25 protein-coding genes are annotated in these 24,380 nt (G+C 64.5%); 4 read left to right on the plus strand and 21 right to left on the minus strand.

What is annotated here, in order from left to right:
• Window positions 1–39: 39 nt before the first annotated feature.
• Window positions 40–819: an SDR family oxidoreductase gene (locus ACH107_RS10205; protein ID WP_412505751.1), complete on the minus strand. Its 780-nt coding sequence runs from the start codon at window positions 817–819 to the stop codon at window positions 40–42.
• A 159-nt stretch (window positions 820–978) separates the two neighbouring features.
• Between ACH107_RS10205 and ACH107_RS10210 the strand changes: the two genes are divergently transcribed.
• From ACH107_RS10210 to ACH107_RS10225, 4 genes are all read left to right on the plus strand, one after another.
• Complete coding sequence (locus ACH107_RS10210; RefSeq protein ID WP_412505752.1) at window positions 979–1,992, plus strand: Hint domain-containing protein; 1,014 nt, start codon at window positions 979–981, stop codon at window positions 1,990–1,992.
• A 132-nt stretch (window positions 1,993–2,124) separates the two neighbouring features.
• A complete protein-coding gene (locus tag ACH107_RS10215; protein WP_412505753.1) occupies window positions 2,125–3,732 on the plus strand; it encodes a peptide chain release factor 3 in 1,608 nt (535 codons plus the stop codon).
• A 58-nt stretch (window positions 3,733–3,790) separates the two neighbouring features.
• Entirely contained in the window at window positions 3,791–4,750 is a 960-nt protein-coding gene (locus tag ACH107_RS10220) for a glycosyltransferase family 2 protein (protein ID WP_412505754.1), read from the plus strand.
• A gap of 195 nt (window positions 4,751–4,945) precedes the next feature.
• Entirely contained in the window at window positions 4,946–6,403 is a 1,458-nt protein-coding gene (locus ACH107_RS10225) for a DEAD/DEAH box helicase (RefSeq protein ID WP_412505755.1), read from the plus strand.
• A 15-nt stretch (window positions 6,404–6,418) separates the two neighbouring features.
• Here the strand turns inward: ACH107_RS10225 and gph are convergent, their stop codons facing one another.
• From gph to ACH107_RS10325, 20 genes are all read right to left on the minus strand, one after another.
• Window positions 6,419–7,060, minus strand: a complete 642-nt coding sequence (gene gph / locus ACH107_RS10230) for a phosphoglycolate phosphatase (protein ID WP_412505756.1) — start codon at window positions 7,058–7,060, stop codon at window positions 6,419–6,421.
• Window positions 7,060–8,730, minus strand: a complete 1,671-nt coding sequence (locus ACH107_RS10235; protein ID WP_412505757.1) for a ribonuclease J — start codon at window positions 8,728–8,730, stop codon at window positions 7,060–7,062. Before ACH107_RS10235 ends, gph begins: the two co-directional genes overlap by 1 nt.
• A gap of 6 nt (window positions 8,731–8,736) precedes the next feature.
• Window positions 8,737–9,507 carry a type III pantothenate kinase gene (locus tag ACH107_RS10240; RefSeq protein WP_412505758.1) on the minus strand — a complete coding sequence of 257 codons (771 nt, stop codon included), beginning with the start codon at window positions 9,505–9,507 and terminating at the stop codon, window positions 8,737–8,739.
• Between the two features lie 15 nt (window positions 9,508–9,522).
• Window positions 9,523–10,272 (minus strand): biotin--[acetyl-CoA-carboxylase] ligase, encoded by a 750-nt coding sequence (locus ACH107_RS10245; protein WP_412505759.1) that lies wholly within the window; start codon window positions 10,270–10,272, stop codon window positions 9,523–9,525.
• Between the two features lie 69 nt (window positions 10,273–10,341).
• Window positions 10,342–11,775: an NADH-quinone oxidoreductase subunit NuoN gene (nuoN, locus tag ACH107_RS10250; protein WP_412505760.1), complete on the minus strand. Its 1,434-nt coding sequence runs from the start codon at window positions 11,773–11,775 to the stop codon at window positions 10,342–10,344.
• A gap of 15 nt (window positions 11,776–11,790) precedes the next feature.
• Window positions 11,791–13,338 (minus strand): NADH-quinone oxidoreductase subunit M, encoded by a 1,548-nt coding sequence (locus tag ACH107_RS10255; RefSeq protein WP_412505761.1) that lies wholly within the window; start codon window positions 13,336–13,338, stop codon window positions 11,791–11,793.
• Window positions 13,338–15,449 carry an NADH-quinone oxidoreductase subunit L gene (gene nuoL / locus ACH107_RS10260; protein ID WP_412505762.1) on the minus strand — a complete coding sequence of 704 codons (2,112 nt, stop codon included), beginning with the start codon at window positions 15,447–15,449 and terminating at the stop codon, window positions 13,338–13,340. The genes ACH107_RS10255 and nuoL overlap by 1 nt, the downstream gene beginning before the upstream one ends.
• Before the next feature lie 4 nt (window positions 15,450–15,453).
• Window positions 15,454–15,759, minus strand: coding sequence for an NADH-quinone oxidoreductase subunit NuoK (nuoK, locus tag ACH107_RS10265; protein ID WP_412505763.1), 306 nt, complete (start codon window positions 15,757–15,759; stop codon window positions 15,454–15,456).
• Between the two features lie 96 nt (window positions 15,760–15,855).
• Entirely contained in the window at window positions 15,856–16,464 is a 609-nt protein-coding gene (locus tag ACH107_RS10270) for an NADH-quinone oxidoreductase subunit J (RefSeq protein ID WP_412505764.1), read from the minus strand.
• Window positions 16,464–16,874 carry a carboxymuconolactone decarboxylase family protein gene (locus tag ACH107_RS10275; protein WP_412505765.1) on the minus strand — a complete coding sequence of 137 codons (411 nt, stop codon included), beginning with the start codon at window positions 16,872–16,874 and terminating at the stop codon, window positions 16,464–16,466. Before ACH107_RS10275 ends, ACH107_RS10270 begins: the two co-directional genes overlap by 1 nt.
• On the minus strand, window positions 16,871–17,365 hold the full coding sequence (gene nuoI, locus ACH107_RS10280; protein WP_412505766.1) for an NADH-quinone oxidoreductase subunit NuoI: 495 nt from the start codon (window positions 17,363–17,365) through the stop codon (window positions 16,871–16,873). The genes ACH107_RS10275 and nuoI overlap by 4 nt, the downstream gene beginning before the upstream one ends.
• 3 nt (window positions 17,366–17,368) lie before the next feature.
• The gene (gene nuoH / locus ACH107_RS10285) at window positions 17,369–18,406 is read right to left on the minus strand and encodes an NADH-quinone oxidoreductase subunit NuoH (protein WP_412505767.1); all 1,038 of its coding nucleotides are present in this window, start codon (window positions 18,404–18,406) and stop codon (window positions 17,369–17,371) included.
• A gap of 7 nt (window positions 18,407–18,413) precedes the next feature.
• Entirely contained in the window at window positions 18,414–18,788 is a 375-nt protein-coding gene (locus ACH107_RS10290; RefSeq protein ID WP_412505768.1) for a hypothetical protein, read from the minus strand.
• 29 nt (window positions 18,789–18,817) lie between these two features.
• Window positions 18,818–20,830 (minus strand): NADH-quinone oxidoreductase subunit NuoG, encoded by a 2,013-nt coding sequence (nuoG, locus tag ACH107_RS10295; protein ID WP_412505769.1) that lies wholly within the window; start codon window positions 20,828–20,830, stop codon window positions 18,818–18,820.
• A 125-nt stretch (window positions 20,831–20,955) separates the two neighbouring features.
• The gene (locus ACH107_RS10300) at window positions 20,956–21,405 is read right to left on the minus strand and encodes a DUF5333 domain-containing protein (RefSeq protein WP_412505770.1); all 450 of its coding nucleotides are present in this window, start codon (window positions 21,403–21,405) and stop codon (window positions 20,956–20,958) included.
• Window positions 21,390–21,737 (minus strand): hypothetical protein, encoded by a 348-nt coding sequence (locus tag ACH107_RS10305; protein ID WP_412505771.1) that lies wholly within the window; start codon window positions 21,735–21,737, stop codon window positions 21,390–21,392. The genes ACH107_RS10300 and ACH107_RS10305 overlap by 16 nt, the downstream gene beginning before the upstream one ends.
• Window positions 21,734–22,153: an MAPEG family protein gene (locus ACH107_RS10310; protein WP_412505772.1), complete on the minus strand. Its 420-nt coding sequence runs from the start codon at window positions 22,151–22,153 to the stop codon at window positions 21,734–21,736. The genes ACH107_RS10305 and ACH107_RS10310 overlap by 4 nt, the downstream gene beginning before the upstream one ends.
• 4 nt (window positions 22,154–22,157) lie before the next feature.
• Complete coding sequence (gene nuoF, locus ACH107_RS10315; protein WP_412505773.1) at window positions 22,158–23,453, minus strand: NADH-quinone oxidoreductase subunit NuoF; 1,296 nt, start codon at window positions 23,451–23,453, stop codon at window positions 22,158–22,160.
• A gap of 6 nt (window positions 23,454–23,459) precedes the next feature.
• Complete coding sequence (locus ACH107_RS10320; protein ID WP_412505774.1) at window positions 23,460–23,681, minus strand: DUF5337 domain-containing protein; 222 nt, start codon at window positions 23,679–23,681, stop codon at window positions 23,460–23,462.
• A 15-nt stretch (window positions 23,682–23,696) separates the two neighbouring features.
• Complete coding sequence (locus tag ACH107_RS10325) at window positions 23,697–24,359, minus strand: NADH:ubiquinone oxidoreductase (RefSeq protein ID WP_412505775.1); 663 nt, start codon at window positions 24,357–24,359, stop codon at window positions 23,697–23,699.
• Window positions 24,360–24,380 lie beyond the last annotated feature (21 nt).

The following is a 24,380-nucleotide window of genomic DNA, read 5'->3' on the forward strand; positions in this document are numbered from 1 at the left end:
GCGGCGCCGCCGCCCTGCCGGGCGACGCGCGCGTGGCGGTCACATGGTGGCGTTGACGGCCCCGCCGTCCAGCAGGATATTCTGCCCGACGATGAACCCGGCATGCTGGCTGCACAAGAAGGCGCAGGCGGCGCCGAACTCGTCCTTTGTGCCGTAGCGCCCGGCCGGGATCGTGGCACAGCGCTGCGCCTTGGCGTCGGCCATGCTGATCCCTTCACGCTCGGCCACGCCCTTGTCCAGCGCGTCGGCGCGGTCGGTGGCATGGATCCCCGGCTGAAGGTTGTTGATCGTCACGCCCGACCCGGCCACCTGCCGCGAGGTGCCCGCCACGTAGCCCGTCAGGCCCGCCCGCGCGGAGTTGCTGAGCCCCAGAACCGGGATCGGTGCCTTCACGCTCTGCGACGTGATGTTGACGACACGGCCCCAGCCGCGGTCCATCATCGGGGGGACCAGCGCCTTGATCAGCGCGATGGGTGACAGCATGTTGGCATCCAGCGCCTTGATGAAATCCTCGCGCTCCCAGTCCGTCCACATGCCCGGCGGCGGCCCGCCCGCGTTGGTGACCAGTATCCCGACGCCCTGCGCCGCCTCGGTCACCTGCGCCTGGCCTTCGGGCGTGGTCACGTCCGCGGCCACCGTGTGGACCGCCACGCCGAAATCGTCGCGGATGTCCTGCGCCGAGGCCTCCAGCGCCTCGGCCCCGCGGGCATTCATGACCAGATCGACACCGGCCTCGGCCAGCGCCCGCGCGCAGCCCAGCCCGAGCCCCTTGCTCGACGCGCAGACCAGCGCGCGCTTTCCCTTGATACCCAGATCCATCTGTGACCTCCCGTTAGCTTTCCGCCGTGCCTTAGCACCCCTGCCACGGGGATTGCCAGCAAAACGCCCGCGCGTTGACCTCGTGGCGACACATTCCTAACCTATTTTCGCTTATAAGGAATTTGATACACGCCACCGCCGACGCGAATTGACCCCACCATGTCCCCGACCCCGAACAAACCGGCACAATCCATGTCCGTCTACCGCGCGGATGATTTCACGGTGATCAACGGCGCCAACCTGGGCGACGCGATGTCCTTCGCCGACGAGCTCGACCTTGGCGACGTGTACGAACTCCGCCGTGACGCGCACCAGCACCGGCTGTCGCTCGGCGCGGCGGCCGCGGGGCATTTCACGGTCGCGCCCGACACGCGGCTCGGCCTTGCCGGCGCGACGGTCTACCTCGATTCCTGCATCACGCTGATGTCCGGCACCGGGGAAACGGCCGAACTGCTGCTCTTCGTCGAGGTCGATCCCGACGGGAACGCCGCCGAGGTTTTCGTGCTGCCGCTGGTGCGGCTGACGCCCCGGCGGGGGTATTCACTTGTCGGCATCGACCGCGCCGGCGCCCGGACCCGCTTTGCCGAGGTCGCCTGCGTCGCCTTCACCCGCGGCACCAGCATCACGCTGGCCTCCGGCGAACAGCGCCCCGTCGAGGCGCTGCACCCCGGCGACATGGTGCTCACACGCGATGACGGCCCCCGCCCTTTGCGCTGGATCGGCCAATCCACGGCGCGCGCCGTCGGGGACTTCGCCCCGATCCGCATTCGCGCCGGCGCGCTGAACAATGCCGGTGATCTGCTGGTCAGCCCCGATCACAGGCTGTTCATCTACCAGCGCTCCGACGCGCTCGGCGCCGGCCGCAACGAGGTGCTGGTGCGCGCGCGGCACCTGTTGAACGGCGAGACCGTGGTGCAGGTGGATGGCGGCTTCGTCGATTACTTCCAGCTTCTTTTCGACGAACACCAGATCGTCTACGCCGAAGGGATCGCCGCAGAAACGCTGCTGGTGGACATGCGCACGCGGGACGCCCTGCCCTCCGACCTGACCGACCGGCTGGCAAGCTCCCTGCCCGAGCACGGCCTGCGCCCCCATCTCGATTTCGAAGTGGGCGAGAAACTGCTCGACCATCCCGACACCGCGGCCCTGCTCAAGCGCGCCTCGACACGGTAAACGGCGTCGCGGGCGGCATCGCGGCAGGGTCGCCCCGCGGGGTCGCGCCACCGTCGCGATACCGCCCCGATGCCGACGCGATGCCCATGCCGCTTGTTGCACCCGGCCCGCCGCCCCTCTATATGCGAACTCATGCTGGACCAGACCCCGAACCGCCCGCAATTGCCGCCCGAGATCGCCCGACGGCGCACCTTTGCCATCATCTCGCACCCCGATGCGGGCAAGACGACGCTGACCGAGAAATTCCTGCTTTACGGCGGGGCGATCCAGATGGCCGGACAGGTCCGCGCCAAGGGCGAGGCGCGCCGCACCCGCTCGGATTTCATGCAGATGGAAAAGGACCGCGGCATATCCGTTTCCGCGTCGGCAATGTCCTTCGATTTCAATGACTTTCGCTTCAATCTTGTTGATACCCCGGGTCACTCCGACTTCTCCGAGGATACCTACCGCACGCTGACGGCCGTGGACGCGGCCATAATGGTGATCGACGGCGCCAAGGGGGTGGAGAGCCAGACGCGAAAACTTTTCGAGGTCTGCCGCCTGCGCGATCTGCCGATCCTGACCTTTTGCAACAAGATGGACAGGGAAAGCCGCGATACCTTTGACATCATTGATGAAATTCAGGAAAACCTTGCCATCGACGTGACGCCGGCATCGTGGCCCATCGGCGTGGGCCGCGACTTCATCGGCTGCTACGACATGCTCAACGACCGGCTTGAGCTGATGGACCGCGCCGACCGCAACAGGGTTGCCGAAACCATTGAAATCAACGGCTTGGACGATCCGAAACTCGATGAGCACGTGCCCGCCGACCTCGTTGGAAAACTGCGCGAGGACGTCGAGATGGCGCGCGAACTGCTCCCGGCGCTGAACCCTCAATCGGTTCTGGAGGGGCACATGACACCGATCTGGTTCGGCTCGGCCATCAACTCCTTCGGCGTGAAGGAACTCATGGACGGGATCGGCCGCTACGGCCCGCAGCCGCAGCCGCAATCGGCATCCCCCCGCCAGATTTCGCCCGAGGAATCAAAGGTTTCCGGCTTTGTCTTCAAAGTACAGGCCAACATGGACCCCAAGCACCGCGACCGCGTGGCCTTCGTGCGCATGGCCAGCGGGCATTTCAGGCGCGGCATGAAACTGACCCATGTACGCTCGAAGAAGGCAATGACGGTGTCCGCGCCCGTCCTGTTCCTCGCCTCAGACCGGGAGCTGGCCGAGGAGGCATGGGCCGGTGACATCATCGGCATCCCCAATCACGGCCAACTGCGGATCGGCGATACGTTAACCGAAGGGGAAGCCTTGCGCGTTACGGGTATTCCCAGCTTCGCGCCCGAATTGCTGCAACAGGCCCGCGCGGGCGACCCGATGAAGGCCAAGCACCTTGAAAAGGCGCTGATGCAGTTCGCCGAAGAAGGCGCGGCGAAGGTTTTCAAGCCGGCTTTCGGCTCAGGGTTCATCGTGGGCGTCGTGGGCGCGCTCCAGTTCGAGGTTCTGGGCACCCGGATCGAACAGGAGTACGGCCTGCCAGTACGCTTCGAAGGGTCGCAATTCACCTCGGCCCGCTGGGTGAACGGCGACCGGCAGGAGATCGAAAGGTTTGCCAATGCCAACAAGCAGCATATCGCGCATGACCATGACGGCGACACCGTCTACCTGACGCGCCTGCAATGGGATATCGACCGCGTGCAGCGCGACTGGCCCGATATCACGCTGACCGCCACCAAGGAGATGATGGTATGACCGCATTGGCGCGGGGCGGCCCTTGCACGCGCCATGAACGGCCCGCAATGTCAGGGACATGAAACAGCCCACATGGGGCCTTGTCTCGACGATCAGGGCCGACACCCGTGATATCCTGAACTTTGCCGCCCATCACCTCGACCTGGGCGCGCACCGCGTACATATCTACCTTGATGCACCCAACGAAACGGCGCAGGCGGCGCTCAGGGCGCATCCGAAATGCCGCGTGACCCTGTGCGACGATGATTACTGGCGGCGCCGCGGGAAACGCCCGGATAAGCACCAGCCGCGTCAGACCATCAACGCCACCCGGTGCTACAACAGGCGCCCGCAGGTTGACTGGCTGGCCCATATCGACGTGGACGAGTTCCTGTGGCCCGAAGCCTCCCTGCCCGGCCAGCTGGCCACCCTGCCGGACGACACGTTCAGCGCCCGCGTCCGCCCGATCGAGGCCTTGGCCCCAGACCCGGCGGACCCGCCCGATGACGGCCTGACATGGTTCAAGGCCTGCACGCGGATGCGCGGCGCACGCATGGCGCAAACGCCGCAGATTTATCCGCGGTTCGGCGCGCGCCTCGACGGCGGGTTTCTCAGTCACGTCGCCGGCAAGGTCTTCGTCCGGACGGGGCATGAAAACGTCAGCCTGCGCATCCACAACGCGTTCCACGATGGCGTGCCCGACAAGCTGGCCCCCGAGATCGAGGCAACGCGGCTGTGCCATTTGCACGCGCCCTCCCTCGAGAAATGGAAAGCGGCCTTTCGATTCCGGCTCAGGCAGGGGTCCTACCGCGACAGCCTCAAACCGATCCCCACGCCCGACGGCGACGGGCTGACGATGAACCAGCTGCTCAGCGGTATCGAGGCGGAGGGCGGCGAGTCGGCGCTGGACGCTTTCTACCACGAGGTCTGCGTGGCGACACCCGACCTGCGCGAAAGGTTGCACATGTTCGGCCTGCTGCGCGCGGCACGTCTCGAGCTGGACACCAAGCGCGCGCGGCATTTTCCCCGGCACGCATGATGTTGCTTATTCGCCAGTATCGGCGCACATGCGGGGCATATTCGCCTGCGGGGACGTGAGCGCATTGACCATTCCCCCGAAATTCCGTTAAACGCGGACCCACGGGTTCAATAGTCGTGGAGTACCACGGGGCCGCAAGGGTCCGAACCGACCAGACGCGCGGGCCATGACAGTGTCCGCAAACTACGGACGCACATGACCAAGTTTTCCGATCTCGACCTCAATCCGAAGGTTCTCAAGGCCATAGAAGAAGCCGGCTACGAAACCCCCACGCCGATCCAGGAAGGGGCGATTCCGCCGGCGCTACAGGGCCGCGACGTTCTGGGCATCGCCCAGACGGGCACCGGCAAGACGGCCGGTTTCACGCTGCCGATGCTGTCGATGTTGGCGCGGGGCCGCGCGCGCGCCCGGATGCCGCGCAGCCTCGTGCTGTGTCCGACCCGCGAACTGGCCGCGCAGGTGGCCGAGAACTTCGATACCTATTCGAAACACCTCAAGCTCACCAAGGCGTTGCTGATCGGCGGCGTCAGTTTCAAGGAACAGGAAGCCATCATCGACAAGGGCGTTGACGTGCTGATCGCCACGCCCGGTCGCCTGCTCGATCATTTCGAACGCGGCAAGCTTATCCTGAGCGACGTCAAGATCATGGTCGTGGACGAGGCCGACCGGATGCTCGACATGGGGTTCATCCCGGATATCGAACGCATCTTCGGCCTGACCCCGTTCACCCGTCAGACGCTCTTTTTCTCGGCCACGATGGCCCCCGAGATCGAGCGGATCACCAACACCTTCCTCAGCAACCCCGAAAGGATCGAGGTCGCCCGGCAGGCTACCGCATCCGAGACGATCGAACAGGGCGTGGTGAACTTCAAGCCATCGCGGCGTGACCGGGCCGACAGCGAGAAACGCAAGCTGCTGCGCGCCATGATCGACGCCGAGGGCGAAAAATGCAGCAATGCCATCATCTTCTGCAACCGCAAGACGGATGTTGATATCTGCGCGAAATCGCTCAAGAAATACGGGTACGACGCGGCCGCCATCCACGGCGATCTGGATCAGGGGCAGCGCACGCGCACACTTGATGCCTTTCGATCGGGCGAGCTGCGCTTTCTCGTGGCCTCAGACGTGGCCGCGCGCGGCCTCGATGTGCCCGCCGTCAGCCATGTCTTCAATTACGATGTCCCCTCGCACGCCGAGGATTACGTGCACCGCATCGGGCGCACGGGCCGCGCGGGCCGCGAAGGCAAGGCGATGATGATCTGCGTGCCCCGCGACGAAAAGAACCTCGCGGATATCGAGGCGCTGGTCCAGAAGGAAATCCCGCGTCTTGAGAACCCGCTTGGCGACGGCCCCGCCCCGGAAACCGAGACCGATACGACCGGGGAAAAGCCTGCAAGGAAGCGCCGGACGCGGAAAAAGACCGACGACAAGCCTGCGATGGAGACCGGCAAGACCACGCCCGAGGCCGATGAAAAGGCCGCCGAAACGCCGGCAAAGACAGGCGACAAGGACGATGCCACCAAGTCGCGCGGGCGCGGCAAGCGCGGCGGTCGCGGGCGCGACAAGGAACAGGATGACAAAAAGGTCGTCGGCATGGGCGATCACCTGCCGCAATTCATCGCGCTGAGCTTCGCCGAGCGCCGCGCGAACTGACCAGCCCGGCGGGCATCAATCGAAGCGCGCCAGGATCTCGGGCAACGCCGCGAAGTCGTCAAAGGCCACCGAATGCGGCAGGTCGCTTGTCGGCTTGTGCCTTATTCCTTCGGTGAACAGAACCAGCGGCGCGCCCGCCCGCAGCGCGGTTTCGGCGTCGACGTCACTGTCGCCCACGAAAACGCCGGGTGCCGCGTCCAGAGACCGAAAGGCATGGTGCAACGGCGCCGGGTCCGGCTTGCGGCGAGGCAGGCTGTCGCCCGCCACGATCGCGTCGAAAAAGCCGCGTAGCGCAAGCGCGTCAAGCACCGCGTCGAGCGGCCCCGACGGTTTGTTCGTGCAGAGCCCCACCGGAACATCGCGCGCCCACAGCGTTTCCAGCATGTCCCGGACACCGGGAAACAGCGTTGTCGTGGCTCCCGCCCTTTCGTAATGCCCGTAAAAAGCCCGCAAGACATCCGCCCGCGGCGCGCGCAGGTCCGTCGCCGCGAAAAGGCGGTCGACGAACACTTCCGCGCCGTGGCCGACAAACGTGCCGAGCGTCGCCTGCGAAAGTGGCGCTTTGCCGAACTCGGCCAGCGTATCGTTCGCGGCGCCGGCGATCCCCGGCAGGCTGTCGATCAGCGTGCCGTCAAGGTCGAAAACGACCGCCGGCATCAGCCGGTCAGCCGACTGATGATCACCGTCACCTCGGGGCGTTTGCCGATCTCGGACAACGCGCTTTGCCGGGCCACCTTGCGCAGGCCCTCTTCCAGCTTGCCGTCGTCGGCCAGCGTGCGGTCGCCGGCGCGACCCATGAACTGGCCCAGGTCCTCCTCCAGCACATCGACGAGCGGCGCCCGGCTGCTGCCTTCGGCGGCAAGGCCCCGGATCTCGCACCATGGGTCGCCAAGGGGGTCGTCGTCCTCGTCGAGGATCACGTTGACCAGCACGTGACCATTGAGCGCCATGCGGATGCGATCACGCACCACGCCGTCAAGCGCGCCGATCTTGACGCTGCCGTCAAGGTAGGTGCGCCCGGTTTCCACGTATTCGGCCACCGCGGGCGGGTCGGCGGACAGGTCGATCATGGTGCCGTTTACCGCCAGCACACCTTTCGTGCCGTTGGCCTTGGCCAGTTTCACGTGTTCGCGAAGGTGGCGGTGCTCCCCGTGCATCGGGATCACGGCAGCGGGTTGCAACAGGTCGTGCAGCTTCGTCAGGTCGGGGCGGTTGGCATGGCCTGACACGTGGTAACGCCCGCTTGATTCATCGACAACGTCGACCCCCATTTCGCTGAACTGGTTCATGATGCGGATCACGCCACGCTCGTTTCCGGGGATCGTCTTGGACGAGAACAAGAAGGTGTCCCCGGCTTTCATCTCGATCCCCTGGTACTTGCCCTGGGCAAGCTGGGCGCTGGCGGCGCGGCGTTCTCCCTGGCTGCCCGTCACGATCAGCATCAGGTTCTCGCGCGGGATATCGCGCGTTTCCTCGGGGCTCACCGTGCGCGGGAAATCCGTCAACACGCCGGTTTCGACCGCCGCCTCGATCATGCTGCGCATCGCCCGGCCCAGCAGGCAGACTGAGCGGCCTGTCGCCTGCGCCGCTTCGGCCAGTGTTTTGACGCGGGCCACGTTGCTGGCAAACGTCGTCGCAACGACCATGCCCTTGGCCCCGGCGACCAGCTGTTCGATGTCCGGCGCGAGCGCGCTTTCCGAACGCCCGGGGTGCTCGCTGAACACGTTCGTCGAATCGCATACAAGCGCCCGCACCCCCGGTGCCGCAAGCGATTCCCAGAGATCGGGGTCGAACGCTTCGCCCACCACGGGGTCGGGGTCGATCTTGAAATCGCCCGAATGCACCACCCGCCCGGCGGGCGTGTCGATGACAAGCCCGGACGTTTCGGGAATGGAATGCGATATCGGCACGAAGCCCACCGTGAACGGCCCCGCCTCGACCGTCTCGGGCCACGGGGACACGGTGCCGACCGCGCGCTCCGGCTGGCCCTGTTCATCCATCTTGCGGCGCGCGATGCTGGCGGTGAAGGCACGCGCGTATACCGGGGCGCCCAGATCACCGTAGAATTGTGCCACCGCGCCAACGTGATCCTCGTGCGCGTGGGTCACGAAGATGGCCTCCAGCCGGTCCCGCCTTTCGGCAAGCCACCGCATGTCGGGAAAGATCAGGTCGACGCCCGGTGTGCTGTCCATGTCGGGAAAGGTCACTCCCAGATCGACCAGTATCAGCCGCTCCTTTCCCGGCTTGCCATGGCCGTAGACATAGGCGTTCATCCCTATCTCCCCCGCGCCGCCAAGGGGCAGGTAGATCAATCTTTCGCTGCTCATACGCGATCAGCCTCTCTTGTTGTGTTCATGGATCACGGTCAGGCCGTGCATCGTCAGGTCCTCGTCAATGCAGTCGAACAACAGGTCGCCCTGCGCGAAAAGCGGCGCAAGGCCCCCGGTGCCGATGATGCGCATGTCCCCGTCATATTCCTGCCGGATACGGTCGCAGATACCGCTAACAAGGCCGACATACCCCCAGAAAACGCCCGACTGGATGCAATCGACCGTATTCGTGCCGATCACGGCAGGTGGTTTCGTTACGTCAACATGCGGGAGCGCCGCGGCGGCCATGTGCAATGCCTCGAGGCTCAGATTGACACCCGGGGCGATCACGCCACCCACGTAAGCGCCGTCATGGGCCACCACGTCGAACGACGTCGCGGTGCCGAAATCCACCACGATCAGGTCGCCGCCATGCCGGTCAAACGCCCCCGCCGCGTTGACAAGCCGGTCCGGGCCGACCTGCGTGCCCTCGTCGACCCGTGGCGGCACCGGCAAACCGCAATCCGGCTTGCCCACAACCAGCGGCCGGCACCCGAAAAACCTGTCCGCGAATACGCGCAGGTTGAACACCACGCGCGGAACCGTGGACGAAATGATCACGTCGGTGATGTCAGGCTCGATCCCGTAATGCGTTACCAGGGTCGAGAACCACGTGAAATACGCGTCCGCCGTGCGCGCGTGATGCGTCGACGTCCGCAACGTGCACAGGAATTCCTGACCATCCCAGATCGAAAAGACGGTATTCGTGTTGCCGCAGTCGATGGCCAGAAGCATGCGCCGCCCCGTCAATCAGAAAAACACCTCGGCCGCCCGTATGACGTGCCGCCCGCCCGGCGTGGATAGAACAAGATTGCCACCGGCGTCCACCGTCTCGAACTGGCCGGTCGTCGTCTCGGTCGCGGTTCTGGCGGTGATCTCCAGCCCGAGCTTCGCCGCCCGCTCCAGCCAGGCGCGGCGGATGGGCGCGAAACCGTATGTCGCGAACAGCACCTCGTGCTCGGCATAGGCCGGGGCCAATGCATCAAGGAACTCGCCCGGCATCACGCGGACCCCGCTCTCCGACAGCAGGGACACCGGGCGGAAGGCGTCCTTTTCAACCTCGTGCGCACCCGGAACCCCCGCGAGGTTCACGCCGATACCGATGGCCAGGTGCGACAGGCCGCCCGCCTGACCGGAACTTTCCAGCAGGATACCGGCCAGCTTGCCGCCGTTCAGCAGGACGTCGTTGGGCCATTTCAGCGTCATGCCCGCCGTCCGGCCCGTGACCGCAACCACCGCATCGTAAACCGCAAGGGCCGCGACGAACGATCTCAGCGCGACGGTTTCAGGGTCCCCGGGTGGACGCATGACCAGCGTGGCGGCGAAATTGCCCTCGGGCTCGATCCATACGCGCCCCCGGCGGCCCCGTCCCGCCGTTTGCCGCAGCGCCAGTATCCATTCCGGTCCGGCCAAATCCGGCGCGATGCGGGCAGCTTCGGCGTTCGTGCTGTCGACTTCCTCCAGCACACGCCGACCGTACCCACGGGGCCAGCTTCTCATGTGATCCCCGCGATAATCGGGCCCGGCAGAGGACCGCTTGCACCGGAATTGTCCCGACGGACGCGCCGATCAGCGGACAAGGGTCGCGGCCGCGGCTTGTGCCATGCTCTCGATCCCGAACATGTTGATGATCCCCACCAGCATCAGCGCGGCCGACACCATCAGGAAGCCCCATTGCACCGGCGATCGCCCGGTTTCCAGAGGCTCGCGCTCTTCGCCGAAATACATGTAGTAGACGATCCGCAGGTAGTAGAACGCCCCGATGACCGATGCGAGGACTCCGGCCACGGCCAGCCACACCAGGCTACCCTCGTACGCCGCCCGAAGCACGTAGAGCTTGCCGAAGAAGCCCAGCAGCGGCGGTACCCCGGCGAGGCTGAAAAGCAGGATCAACATCGCCATGGCCCGGCCCGGATGCGCGCGCGAATACATGTTTAGGCTGGCGATCTCCGTTACCGGCTGGCCGTCGCGCTCCATGCTCAGGATGAAGGCAAAAGTGCCGACGTTCATCGTCACATAGATGGCCATGTAGATCAGCATCGCCTGCACCCCGAACGCCGTGCCAGCGGCCAGTCCCATCAGCGCATAGCCCATGTGCGCGATCGACGAATAAGCCATCAGCCGCTTGATGTCGGTCTGGCCGATCGCCGCAAGCGCCCCGAGGAACATCGAAAGCACCGACAACACCGCGACCACCTGCTGCCAATCGCCCACGACCCCGCCAAAGGCATCATGGACAACGCGGGCGAACAACGCCATCGCCGCCACCTTGGGCGCCGTCGCGAGAAAGGCCGTGATCGGCGTGGGCGCCCCTTCGTAAACGTCGGGCGTCCACATGTGGAACGGTACGGCGGACACCTTGAACGCCAGCCCCGACAGGACAAAGACCAGCCCGATCAAGAGCCCGACCGGCGCCTGTCCCTCGGCCGATGCGACAATCCCCGAGAAAAGCGTCGTACCCGCATAGCCGTAGGTGAGAGACGCGCCGTAAAGCAGAAGGCCCGAGGAAAGCGCGCCCAGAACGAAATACTTGAGTCCCGCCTCGGTCGATTTCGCGCTGTCGCGCCGCAGGCTGGCCACAACGTAAAGCGCCAGCGATTGCAGCTCCAGCCCCATGTAAAGCGCCATCAGGTCACCGGCACTCACCATCATCATCATGCCGACCGCGGCGAGCGCCACCAGCAGCGGATATTCAAAGCGCAGGATCTTGCGTCGGGCCATGTATTCCTGGCCCATGACAAGAACCGCCGCCGCCGAGAGCAGGATCGTGACCTTGGCAAAGCGTGCGAACCCGTCGTCGTTGAACATGCCGCCAAAGGCGGTGCGCGTGCCCCCCGCCGTCGCGCCGATCCACAGCGCCATGAGCGTGAAGAGTGCGGCCGTCAGCCAGACCAGCATACCCGCCATCCGGTCCTTGCCGGTATAGGCCGTCAGCAACAGCGCCGCCATCGCATAGACGGACAGCACGATCTCGGGCAGGATTACGTTCAGATCAGCCTGCATCTCAGTGGGCCTCCGTTACTGCGACGCCTCGGCGACCTTGGTCGCGGCATCCGCCGCGGCAAGCGCCGTGTCATGATTCAAAACAAGGTTCTCGACCGAGGGACCGATGATATCGGTGACAAGGCTCGGGTACACGCCAAGCAACAACGTCATCGCCACGAGCGGTGCGAAGATCACTTTTTCCCGTGGCCCCATGTCGGTGATCGATTTCAGGCTTTCCTTGATCAGGTCGCCCAGCACGACGCGACGATACAGCCACAGCGCATAGGCTGCCGACAGGATCACGCCGGATGTCGCGACCAGCGCCACCCAGGTGTTGACCTGGAAAATGCCGACAAGGGTGAGGAATTCCCCGATGAAGCCGGACGTGCCCGGCAGGCCAACATTGGCCATCGTGAACAGCATGAAGATCAGCGCATAGGCCGGCATCCGGGTCACCAGCCCGCCATAGGCGTCGATCTCGCGCGTGTGCATCCGGTCATAGATCACACCCACGCACAGGAACAGCGCGCCGGAAATGAAGCCATGGCTGATCATCTGGAAAATCGCCCCGTCGATGCCCTGCTGGTTCGCGGCGAAGATCCCCATCGTGACATAGCCCATGTGCGCCACCGACGAGTAGGCAATGAGCTTCTTCATGTCCTCCTGCGCCAGCGCCACGAGCGACGTGTAGACGATGGCGATGGCCGACATCCACAGTACCAACGGTGTCAGCACGTCGGCCCCCACCGGGAACATGGGCAGGCTGAACCGCAGGAACCCGTAGCCCCCCATTTTCAGAAGGATCGCCGCCAGCACCACCGACCCGGCTGTCGGCGCCTGCACGTGCGCGTCGGGCAGCCACGTGTGAACCGGCCACATCGGCATCTTGACCGCGAAACTGGCGAAGAAGGCGATGAACATCAGCGTCTGCATCCCGCCGACGATATGCACGCCCAGAACCGTGAAGGTTTCCGACGCGAATTCGTGCCGCATAAGGGTCGGGATATCCGTGGTGCCGGCCTCGGCGAACATCGCGACCATGGCGACGAGCATGAGCACCGACCCGAGGAACGTGTACAGGAAGAACTTGAAACTGGCGTAGATGCGTTCCTTGCCGCCCCAGATGCCGATGATCAGGAACATCGGGATCAGCCCCGCCTCGAAGAACAGGTAGAACAGCACGAGGTCGAGCGCCATGAAAACGCCGAGCATGAGCGTCTCGAGGATCAGGAACGCGATCATGTATTCCTTGACACGGACGGTCACGTTCCACGACGCGGCGATCGTCAGCGGCATGATGAATGTCGTCAGCATGACGAACAGCACGCTGATCCCGTCCACGCCCATCTTGTACTTGAGCCCCAGCAGCCATTCACGCTCCTCGACGAACTGGAACCCGGTGTCGGCCGGGTCGAACCCGACCAGGATGAAGAGCGACACGAGGAAGGTCAGCGAGGTCGCGATCAGCGCCACCCACTTGGCGTTGCGCTGTGCTGCGGCATCCTCGCCCCGCAGGAAAATCGCCAGGATCGCGGCGGCGATCGCCGGGATGAAGGTCACGATGGAAAGCAGGTTATCCATTATTTCGCCCCTCCCGCGAACGTCATCCACGTCACCAGGACAGCGATCCCGATGACCATGGCGAAGGCATAAGTGAAGATGTAGCCCGATTGCGCGCGGCCGGCGAGGCGCGTCAGGTAGGGGATCAGCCCCATGGCCACGCCATTGATCGAGCCGTCGATCACGTCTCCGTCGCCGCGTTTCCACAGGGCGCGGCCCAGCCATTTGACCGGCCGGACGAAGATGAAATCGTAGATCTCGTCGAAGTACCACTTGTTGAGCAGGAACAGGTAAAGCGGCCGCTGGCTTTCGGCGACCTTCCGCGGCATCGAAGGATCCCAGATGTAGAACCAGATCGCCGTCACGAGGCCGATCAGCATCGCGATGAACGGGCTCACCTTGACCCATTTCGGAACGTAATGCGCCTCGTTCAGCACGTCGTTGCCGGCCCCGGCATAGATCGCTCCCTCACCGGGCTCGCCCGCCAGCACGTAGTGCGGCTTGGCTTCCTTGCCCTTGGCGGCATCAGGCGCGGCCGCCCCGGCATGTTCGTCACCGCCGTCGGCGGCATGGCCTTCGTCATGTGCCTGCTCGGCGTGGTAGGGCACGCCGAAGAACTTGGCCACCTGGTCGGTTTTGCCGAAGAAACTGTTGTACCAGATCATGCCCGCGAACACCGCCCCGAGCGCCAGCACCCCCAGCGGAACCAGCATCACCATCGGGCTCTCATGGGCGTGGTCGTGCGTATGCTTGTCGCCGCGCGGCTTGCCCCAGAACGTCAGGAACATCAGGCGCCAGCTGTAGAAGCTGGTGAAGAGAGCCGCGATCACGAGCATCCAGAAGCCGTAGCCGCCATGCGTGCCAGCGTAAGCCGATTCGATGATCGCATCCTTGGACAGGAAACCGGCGAACCCGATTGTCGTCAGCGGGATGCCGACACCGGTGATGGCCAGCGTGCCGATGAGCATCGCCCAGAACGTGTAGGGCATCTTGGACCGCAGCCCGCCATAGTTCCGCATGTCCTGCTCGTGGTGCATCCCGTGAATGACCGAGCCCGCGCCAAGAAACAGCATCGCCTTGAAAAAGGCGTGGGTGAAGAGATGGAACATCGCAACGCTGTAGACACCCACGCCGGCGGCCACGAACATGTAGCCAAGCTGCGAACAGGTCGAATAGGCGATCACGCGCTTGATGTCGTTCTGGACCAGCCCCACCGTGGCCGCGAAGAACGCGGTCGTGGCGCCGAGGAACGTCACGAAGCCCATCGCCTCTGGCGCGTATTCCATCAGCGGTGACATGCGGCAGACAAGGAAAACCCCCGCCGTCACCATGGTCGCCGCGTGGATCAGCGCCGAAACGGGCGTCGGACCCTCCATCGCGTCGGGCAGCCACGTGTGAAGGAACAACTGCGCCGACTTGCCCATCGCCCCCACGAACAGCAGGAAGGCGATCAGGTTGGCCGCGTTCCATTCCGTCCACAGGAAGGTGAGGTTGGTTTCCGCCAGTTCAGGCGCGGCGGCGAACACGTCATCGAACCGGATCGAGTCCACCAGGAAGAAAAGCGCCATGATCCCGAGCGCGAAACCGAAATCGCCCACCCGGTTCACCACGAACGCCTTGATCGCGGCGGCATTGGCCGACGGTTTGCGGTAGTAGAAGCCGATCAACAGGTACGACGCCAGCCCGACGCCCTCCCAACCGAAGAACATCTGCGCCAGATTGTCGGCCGTCACCAGCATCAGCATCGCGAAGGTGAAGAACGAAAGGTAGGCGAAAAACCGGGGCCGGTAACTTTCCTTCGCGTCGTCGAAATTCTCGTCATGGGCCATGTAGCCCACCGAGTACAGGTGAACCAACGCCGAAACGGTGGTCACCACGATCAGCATGATCGCCGTCAGCCGGTCCAGCCGGATGGCCCATGCCGTGTCCAATGTGCCCGATTGCACCCAGTCAAGCACGTGTATGTAGTGGGTTTCACCGTCATGGCCGAAAAAGACGATCCAGCTCAGCAGGCAGGACAGGAACAAAAGCCCTGTCGTCACCCACTGGGCCCCCTTGTCGCCGATCATCCGCCAGCCGAACCCGGCGATCAGGGCCCCGATGAGAGGCGCGAAGAGGATTGTCTGCTCCATCGGATCAGCCTTTCATCACGTTGACGTCTTCCACGGCGATGGTGCCGCGATTGCGGAAGAAACAGACGAGGATCGCAAGGCCGATCGCCGCCTCCGCGGCCGCGACGGTCAGCACGAACAGGGTGAAGACCTGCCCCACCATGTCACCCGCGAAGGACGAGAACGCGACGAGGTTGATGTTCACCGACAGCAACATAAGCTCGATCGACATCAGCAGGATGATCACGTTCTTGCGGTTCAGGAAAAGCCCGAAGATCCCGATGACGAACAGTGCCGCCGCCACCGTCAGGTAATGTTCCAGTCCAATCATTTCGCCGTCCCTCCGGGTTTGCCCCGTTCTTGGTCTCGCGTCACCCCGGCGCGGCCGGGATGTTCTTCCGTTACGACGGACGTACCACGTCCCAGGTCACAGGCCCTGACCAGGCTTGACGTCCTTCAGTTCCATCGCCTTGGCCGGGTCCCGGTACATTTGCGCAAGCACGTCCTGGCGTTTCACGTCCTGCCGGTGCCGCAGCGTCAGCACGATGGCCCCGATCATCGCCACCAGCAGGATCAGCCCGGCCATCTGGAAGATCAGGAAATACTTGTCGTAAAGCAGCATCCCGAGCGCCGCGGTATTCTCCACACCCTCGGTCATCGGCGCGGCGCGCGCGCCCTCGGCCCCGGCCGCCATTTCCCAGTTTCCATAGGCCAGCCCGAACTGCATCAACAGGATGATACCGATCAGTAGGGCCAGAGGCATGTACCTTGCCATCTCCGCCTTCAACTCGGCGAAATCGACATCCAGCATCATGACCACGAACAGGAACAACACGGCGACTGCGCCCACGTAGACGATGAGCAGCAACATCGCCAGGAATTCGGCCCCCAGCAGAACGAACAGCCCCGCGGCGCTAATGAAGGACAGGATCAGCCAGAGTACCGAATGCACCGGGTTGCGGCTGATCACGGTGAAAAGCCCGCCGACGAGCGCCGCGATCGCAAAGAGGTAGAAGGAAAAAACTGCAACGGTCATCAGGTCTCGTCCCCTTCGTTTTGCTCGTCCAGCACCTCCTGCGCGGTTTCCATCGCGCGTGTCATGGAGGGGATGCCGGCGAACATCGACATTTGTGCGATCGTCTCGGCAATTTCGTCTCTGGTGGCCCCGGCCTCGAGCGCATGGCGCACCGTCATGCGTATCTGCGCGTCGCTCTGTGCACCCAGCATGGTCAACCCGGCAAGGGTCAGCAGCAGCCGCGTCTTGGCATCGAGCCCGTCCTTGTTCAACCCCTGTCCGAAGGACATTTCCATGACGTCCTTGGGCATTGTCGGCCAGATCTTCTCGAACCCCTTGGGCGAGAATGATTCAAGCGCCGGGTTGAACGCCTTGGCCATCTCCTGCGCCTGCGCCATCATCTGTTCGAAGGGGTTCTTGGGATCGGTCATCGGTACGGCGCGTCCAGTTCGAGGTTGCGAGCGATCTCGGCTTCCCACCGTTCGCCGTTTTCCAGCAGCTTGGCCTTGTCGTAAAAGAGCTCCTCGCGCGTCTCGGCGGCGAACTCGAAATTCGGACCTTCCACGATGGCGTCCACCGGGCAGGCCTCCTCGCAGAAGCCGCAATAGATGCACTTGGTCATGTCGATGTCGTAGCGCGTGGTCCGGCGGCTGCCGTCGTCGCGCGGCTCGGCGTCGATCGTGATGGCCTGTGCCGGGCAGATCGCCTCGCACAGTTTGCAGGCGATGCACCGCTCCTCGCCGTTGGGGTAGCGGCGCAACGCGTGTTCCCCGCGGAACCGGGGCGACAGCGGGCCCTTTTCGTGCGGGTAGTTCACCGTCGCCTTCGGCGCGAAGAAGTACTTGAGCCCCAGCCTGAACCCCTGCACGAAATCCTTGAGCAGGAAATACCCCGCCGCGCGTCCATAGTCGATCTGCGTCATGTGTCAGCCTCCCATTGCGTAGCGGGCCCAGAATGCGCCCAGAACTTCGAATTTCGCCAGAAACGCCACCACGACGACCCAGCCAAGGCTGAGCGGCAGAAACACCTTCCAGCCGATGCGCATCAGTTGGTCATAGCGGTAGCGCGGCGTGATCGCCTTCACCATCGCGAAGATGAAGAAGAAGAAGAACATCTTGCCGACCATCCAGACCACGCCGTCGGGCAGGCCCGGAATGGGCGACAACCAGCCGCCGAAAAACAACAGCGAGATCAGCGCGCACATCAGGAAGATCGCGATATACTCACCGGCCATGAACAGCAGGAACGGCGTGGCCGAATATTCCACCTGGTAGCCGGCCACAAGTTCCGACTCGGCCTCGGGCAGATCGAACGGCGGCCGGTTCGTCTCGGCCAGCGCGCTGATGAAGAACAGGAAGACCATGGGCAGGTGCGGCAGCCAGTACCAGCCGAAAAAGCCGTAATTGGTGTCCTGCGCGTTCACGATACTGCCGAAGTTCATGCTGCCGGTCGAGATGATCACGCCGATGATGATCAGGCCGATGGACACCTCGTAGGATATCATCTGCGCAGCCGACCGAAGCGATCCCAGGAACGGATATTTCGAGTTGCTGGCCCAGCCCCCCATGATCACGCCGTAGACCTCCAGCGAGGACACGGCGAAGACGAACAGGATCGCCACGTTGATGTCCGACAGCACCCAGCCGTCATTCAGCGGGATCACGGCCCATGCCAGCACCGCCAGCACGAAGCTGGTGAGCGGTGCGAGAATGAACACCGTCTTGTCGGCACCGGCGGGCACGACAACTTCCTTGACCACGTATTTCAGCGCGTCGGCGATGGTTTGCAGCAGCCCGTAGACACCAACCACGTTGGGCCCCCGCCGCATCTGGACCGCGGCCCAGATCTTGCGGTCGCCGTACACGAGGACCAGCAACGACACCATCACGAAGCCCACCACCGCGAGGCATTGCGCAACGATGATCACCGCGATCCCGAGGGGGGTTGTAAAGAAATCAGCCATCAGCTCCTCACACCATCGGTATTCCGTTTTCCGCGCAATTGGCGGCGACGACTTCGGCGTCGATTGTCTTCAGCCCGTCGGGCAGGGCCGGCGAGATCGTATAAACCGCATCACCGCGCCAGATTCCACCCTCTTCCACCACATTCGTGCGCAGATGTCTCGCAAAACCGTATCCCCGGATCAGCGCGTATTTCGCGGCGGCGCATTCGGCATAGCGCGACACGTCCTCACGGCCATCCGCACCGGTCAGCGCGACCCGGAAATTGACGAGATCTCCGTCCAGCAGGCGTGTTTCGACTCCCTTGTACGTCGGTGCGGAAGGCTCGGCACGCGCCACCTGCGCGCTTTCGCATCCGGCCACGGCGCCGGCGGCCGCCAGCATCGGAAAGGCTATGCAGGCCGCCGGCGGCCTCATTCGGCCGCCACCGGCGTGTCGCGCCGCGCCTTGGCATTCGCGCTGAGTTCGGCCATCAACTCGCTCGCCCGGGCGATCGGGTTGGTCAGGTAGAAATCCCCGACCGCCGATCCCAGTTTCCCGGCGCCAAGTTCGACAGCTTCCACCACGGTCCAGCCATTGTCAGGCACCGTGTCTATGGCAGAAAGCTGTGGCGCCGCTTCGATCAGGCCCTTGCGCAATTGCGGCAGGCTGTCGAAGGGCAGCGTTGCCCCCATCTCGCCCGACAGCGCCCGCAGGATCGCCCAGTTCTCCTTGGCCTCGCCCGGCGGATGACCGGCGCGCAACGCAAGCTGGGGACGGCCCTCGGTATTGACGAACAGTCCTTGTTCCTCGGTGTAGGCAGCGCCGGGCAGGATGATATCCGCACGATGCGCGCCCCGGTCGCCGTGGCTACCCTGATAGATGACGAAGGGCCCGTCGCCGATCTCGATCTCGTCCGCGCCGAGGTTGTAGATCACGTCGGCGCCGTCAAGCGCGGCACCAAGCCCGCCATCCGTGGTGCACCCGGCATCCATCGCCCCGACACGGGCCGCCGCCGTGTGCAGCACCAGCATCCGGCCGCCCAGCTTCTCGGTCAGGGTCATCGCCTGATGCAGCACGGCCGGGCCGTTGTTCCCCGTCAACGCGCCCTGCCCCACGATCACCAGCGCGTCCTCACGCGGCGCCGCATCCGACACCAGCCGCGCGAGGAACTTGTTCCGCGCGCCCATCTGCGTGGCCTCGTATGTCAGGTCGGCCGGCTCGCCGACATGGGTGACGTCCGCCCCCTTCAGCCATGCCTTGCGGATGCGCGCATTGAGTACCGGCGCCTCCACCGACGGGTCGGTCCCGATCAGGTAGATCGTTCTCGCGGTGTCGATATCCTCGACCCGCGCGTTTCCGACATAGCCCGACCGGTTGCCGGCCGGCAGGGCCGCACCGTCGGTGCGGCATTCCACGCGGCCGCCCTGCCTCTCGACAAGCTGCTTCAGGGCATGGGCCGCCTCCACCGGGGCCAGTTCCCCCACGAGGCCCGCGATCTTGCCGGCGCCCGTGATCGCCGCGGCCGCCTTTTCCAGCGCCTCGGGCCAGCTTGCCGCGCGCAGTCTGCCGTTTTCCCGGACATAGGGGCGGTCCAGACGCTGCCGGCGCAGCCCGTCCCAGACAAAGCGCGTCTTGTCCGAAATCCATTCCTCGTTCACACCATCATGGTTGCGAGGCAGGATGCGCATGACCTCGCGCCCCTTGGTATCCACCCGGATATTGCTGCCCAACGCGTCCATCACGTCGATGGTTTCCGTCTTGGCCAGTTCCCACGGCCGGGCCGTGAAGGCATAGGGTTTGGAGACGAGCGCACCGACCGGGCACAGGTCGATTATGTTGCCCTGCAGGTTCGAGTCCAAGGTCTCGCCGAGATACGACGTGATCTCGGCATCCTCGCCGCGGCCCGTCTGCCCCATCTGGCTGATCCCCGCCACCTCGGTCGTGAACCGCACGCACCGGGTGCAGGAAATGCAGCGTGTCATGTGCGTCTCGACCAGCGGTCCAAGGTCCAGGTCCTCGACCGCGCGCTTGGGTTCGCGGTAGCGCGAGAAATCCACGCCATAGGCCATCGCCTGATCCTGCAGATCGCACTCCCCGCCCTGGTCACAGATCGGGCAGTCCAGCGGATGGTTGATCAGCAGGAACTCCATGACGCCTTCCCGCGCCTTCTTGACCATGGGCGAATTCGTCTTCACCTGCGGCGGCTGACCTTCGGGGCCGGGGCGCAGGTCCTTGACCTGCATCGCGCAGGACGCCGCCGGCTTGGGCGGACCGCCCACCACCTCGACCAGGCACATGCGGCAGTTGCCGGCGATCGACAGGCGTTCGTGATAGCAGAAACGCGGTATCTCCACGCCCGCCTCTTCGCAGGCCTGGATCAGCGTCATGGCCGGGTCCACTTCGACTTCCTGATCGTCGATGATGATTTTCCGCAAGTCAGACATCGCGTTATCCTATCTCCTGGTATCCACCCGCCTCGGGACAGGCCCGGTGGCATATTCGCAATTTCGCATCACGGCCCCGCGCCGACCGGGCCCCTGGCAGCCCGGGATGCGCACGGCCGTCGTCATCACCACACCCTCAGCAGCCGCCCGACCCGGCTGTCCTTCGCGATTTCCGCGCGTCCGAGCGCGCAGAGGCTCTCCGGGTCGAGGTTGCTCGCCCCCTTGCTCCGGAAGTAGGCGTTGCGCCGCTTGCGCATTTTCGCTTTCTCGGCGTCGTCGTTGATGTAGGCGTCGATCTCGTCCTCGCTGTAGCCCCGCGCGAGCGCAGCGTCCTTCAGCTTGTTCATGAAGGTGTAGGCCCTGAATATGCGTGGCGAAATGGCATCGCAGTCGCGGCGGATCTTGTCGGCAACCGCGACAACGAAAAGGCCGTCATTGATGTCCGCCTCGTTGCGCAATCCCGACCCGGCCTTGGCCCCGGCCATGCCGGCGACGAGCGTCATGCCCAGCACGAGGACAGCCACCAGACGCATCCGGCTCCCGTATATGCCCGGCAGAATCACCATGTCGCGCATTCGCCCTTCAGCAGCAAGTTCCCCGACGGCGTCCGCAACAGCGCCGCCTCGGCCTCCGGCCCAAGCTGCCAGTCGATCCGCGACGTGCCGAAATTCTGGATACAGTACCGCGTCGCCTCGTGGCGCCCGGCCTTGCGCGCCCCGTCGATACCCTGATCGACCCGCCGCACCGAAACGGTGAACCGCTCGCGCGCGTCCCGCGATACCCGGTCGGCGGAGGCCGGGTAATACCGGCCGTCGAAATACACGCGCTCCGCATACTCGGTGCAGCCGGCAAGCCAGCCCAGTGTTACGACCATGGCGGCCGACGCTTTCAGCCAATTGCACCTCATGTCAACGCCCCGATCACGGCAAGAATGGCCAGAAGAATGCAGATCGCCCAGCCAAGGCCGTAAAGAAACGACCGCAGGCTCATGTCCGGCTTGCCGACGCCGGTGACGTGCACCACCGCCAGAATGGCCCGGCTGACGAAGAAAAGCGCCGCGAGAAGGTTGACCCAGAACGGGCTCGCCCCGGCAAGGACGGCCGCCACGGTCACCGCGGTGAAAAACCCCATGGTCTCGGCCATGTTCAGCTGTGCCCGGTGCCACCGATAGGCGGGGTTGGCATAATCCGGGTCCGGGCTGGCGCCCGGCGGCAGGCCCAGCTTGACCTTCTGCATGCCGGTAAGCAGGCTGATGACCAGCCCTAAGGCCCCCGATGCCGCCAGTGCCACGATGGCATGACCGTATGCTGCAAATGCCTCCATCCGGTTATTCCGCCGCAACCGCGGTGACGCGGCCCGTCTTGCGGGCCTTGATACGGTCCTCGATCTCGTCACGGAAGTTGCGGATCAGCCCCTGTATCGGCCACGCCGCCGCGTCGCCGAGCGCGCAGATCGTGTGCCCTTCGACCTGCTTGGTCACGTCGAACAGCATGTCGATCTCCTCGACCTCGGCCTCGCCCTTCACCAGCCGGTCCATGACGCGCATCATCCATCCCGTGCCCTCGCGGCACGGGGTGCACTGGCCGCAGCTTTCGTGCTTGTAGAACTTGGACAACCGCCAGATCGCCTTGATGATGTCGGTGTCCTTGTCCATCACGATCACCGCCGCGGTGCCAAGGCTGGACCCGACATCGCGCAACGCGTCGAAATCCATCACGGCGTCCTTCATCTTCTCGCCGCGCACGCACGGCACGGACGATCCCCCGGGAATGACGGCCTTCAGGTTGTCCCAGCCACCGCGTACACCGCCGCAATGCTTGTCGATCAGTTCCTCGAAGGAAATCGACATCGCGTCCTCGACGACGCACGGCGTGTTGACGTGACCGGAGACCGCGAAAATCTTGGTGCCCGTGTTGTTGGGCCGCCCGATGCCCGAAAACCATTCCGGCCCCCGGCGCAGGATCGTGGGCACCACGGCGATCGATTCGACGTTGTTCACCGTGGTCGGGCACCCGTACACGCCCGCCATGGCGGGGAATGGCGGCTTCATGCGGGGCATGCCCTTCTTGCCTTCCAGCGATTCCAGCAGCGCGGTTTCCTCGCCACAGATATACGCGCCCGCCCCGTGATGCAGGTAAAGGTCGAAATCCCACCCCGACTTGCAGGCGTTCCGGCCGATCAGGCCGGCCTCGTAGGCCTCGTCGATCGCGGCCTGCAGCGCCTCGCGCTCGCGGATGTACTCCCCGCGGATGTAGATGTAGCAGGCATGCGCGTTCATCGCGAAGCTGGCGATCAGGCAGCCCTCGATCAGCGTGTGCGGATCGTGCCGCATGATTTCACGGTCCTTGCAGGTGCCCGGCTCGGATTCGTCGGCATTGACCACGAGGTAAGCCGGGCGCCCGTCGCTCTCCTTCGGCATGAAAGACCATTTCAGCCCGGTCGGGAACCCCGCGCCGCCGCGGCCCCGCAGCCCGCTGGCCTTCATCTGTTCGACAATCCAGTCGCGGCCGTTCTGCAATATCCGCGCGGTGCCGTCCCAGTGGCCCCGGGCGCGGGCGCCCGTCAGGCTGCGATCATGCATCCCGTACAGGTTGGTGAATATCCGGTCTTCGTCATTCAGCATCGGCTGCTACCCCTGATTGTCGCGGCGCGCGCGCCATATTTGATAAGTCAGGACAAGGGCCCAGATGAACCCCGCCAGGGCCAGCATGTCGAACAGCGCGCGAATGCGGTTGCTCAGCTCCAGCTCGCCCCCGATCAGCGTGGCCAGTATCCAGAAAACACCCGTCCCGGCGATCACGATCGCGGTGAACCGCCCCTTGCGTTCGATGTTTCCGTCTTGCTGTGCCATCGCTCATCGATCGTTTCAGTAGACGTCGCCGTCATCGACGCGCCTGGAAAACTCCGTGTCCCCGCCCGCGGCAAGGATCGTGGCCTGCGCCACCCAACTGTCGCGGCTCACCCGACCCTTGAACCCCTGAAGGTTGGCGTCGAGCCATGTTACCTCATCTGCGTCCCACGCGGCGATCTGGTCAAAATGGTAAACCCCCATCTCGTTCAGCAGTGCTTCCAGCTTGGGCCCGATCCCCTTGATTTCCTTCAGGTTGTCGGCCTTGCCATCCCTTGGCGCGTCCAGCATCCGCGGCCGTTGGCCAACATCCTGAGGCGCGTCGGCACTGCCATCATTCTCACCCGTCGACATAGACGCGGGCGCCGGGCTGGCAACCGGCTCGGCGGTGTCCCGTGCCGTTTCGCCAGTGGCGCCGGACGCCGGCGCGGACATACCCGCCACCTTTTCCGACTTCTCGATCCCGGATTGGCCGATCTCATCCCCGCGCCCCCCGGCCTCGTCGGTGCAGACAAGGTGCACGAAGACGATCCCCAGAACCGCCGCCAACGCGACCCCGAGCAGAAATGCCGCGATGACCCCGACGGTCCCCGCCGTTCCGGCCAGAACGGTAAGCCCCGCCGCCGCCGCGAGCGCCCAACAGATCACGCGGCAAGAACTCAAGTTTCCGATCGTCGACATGGCGTACCCCCTGTGGTGTCC

The organism is Roseovarius halophilus (ex Wu et al. 2025), assembly GCF_047086965.1.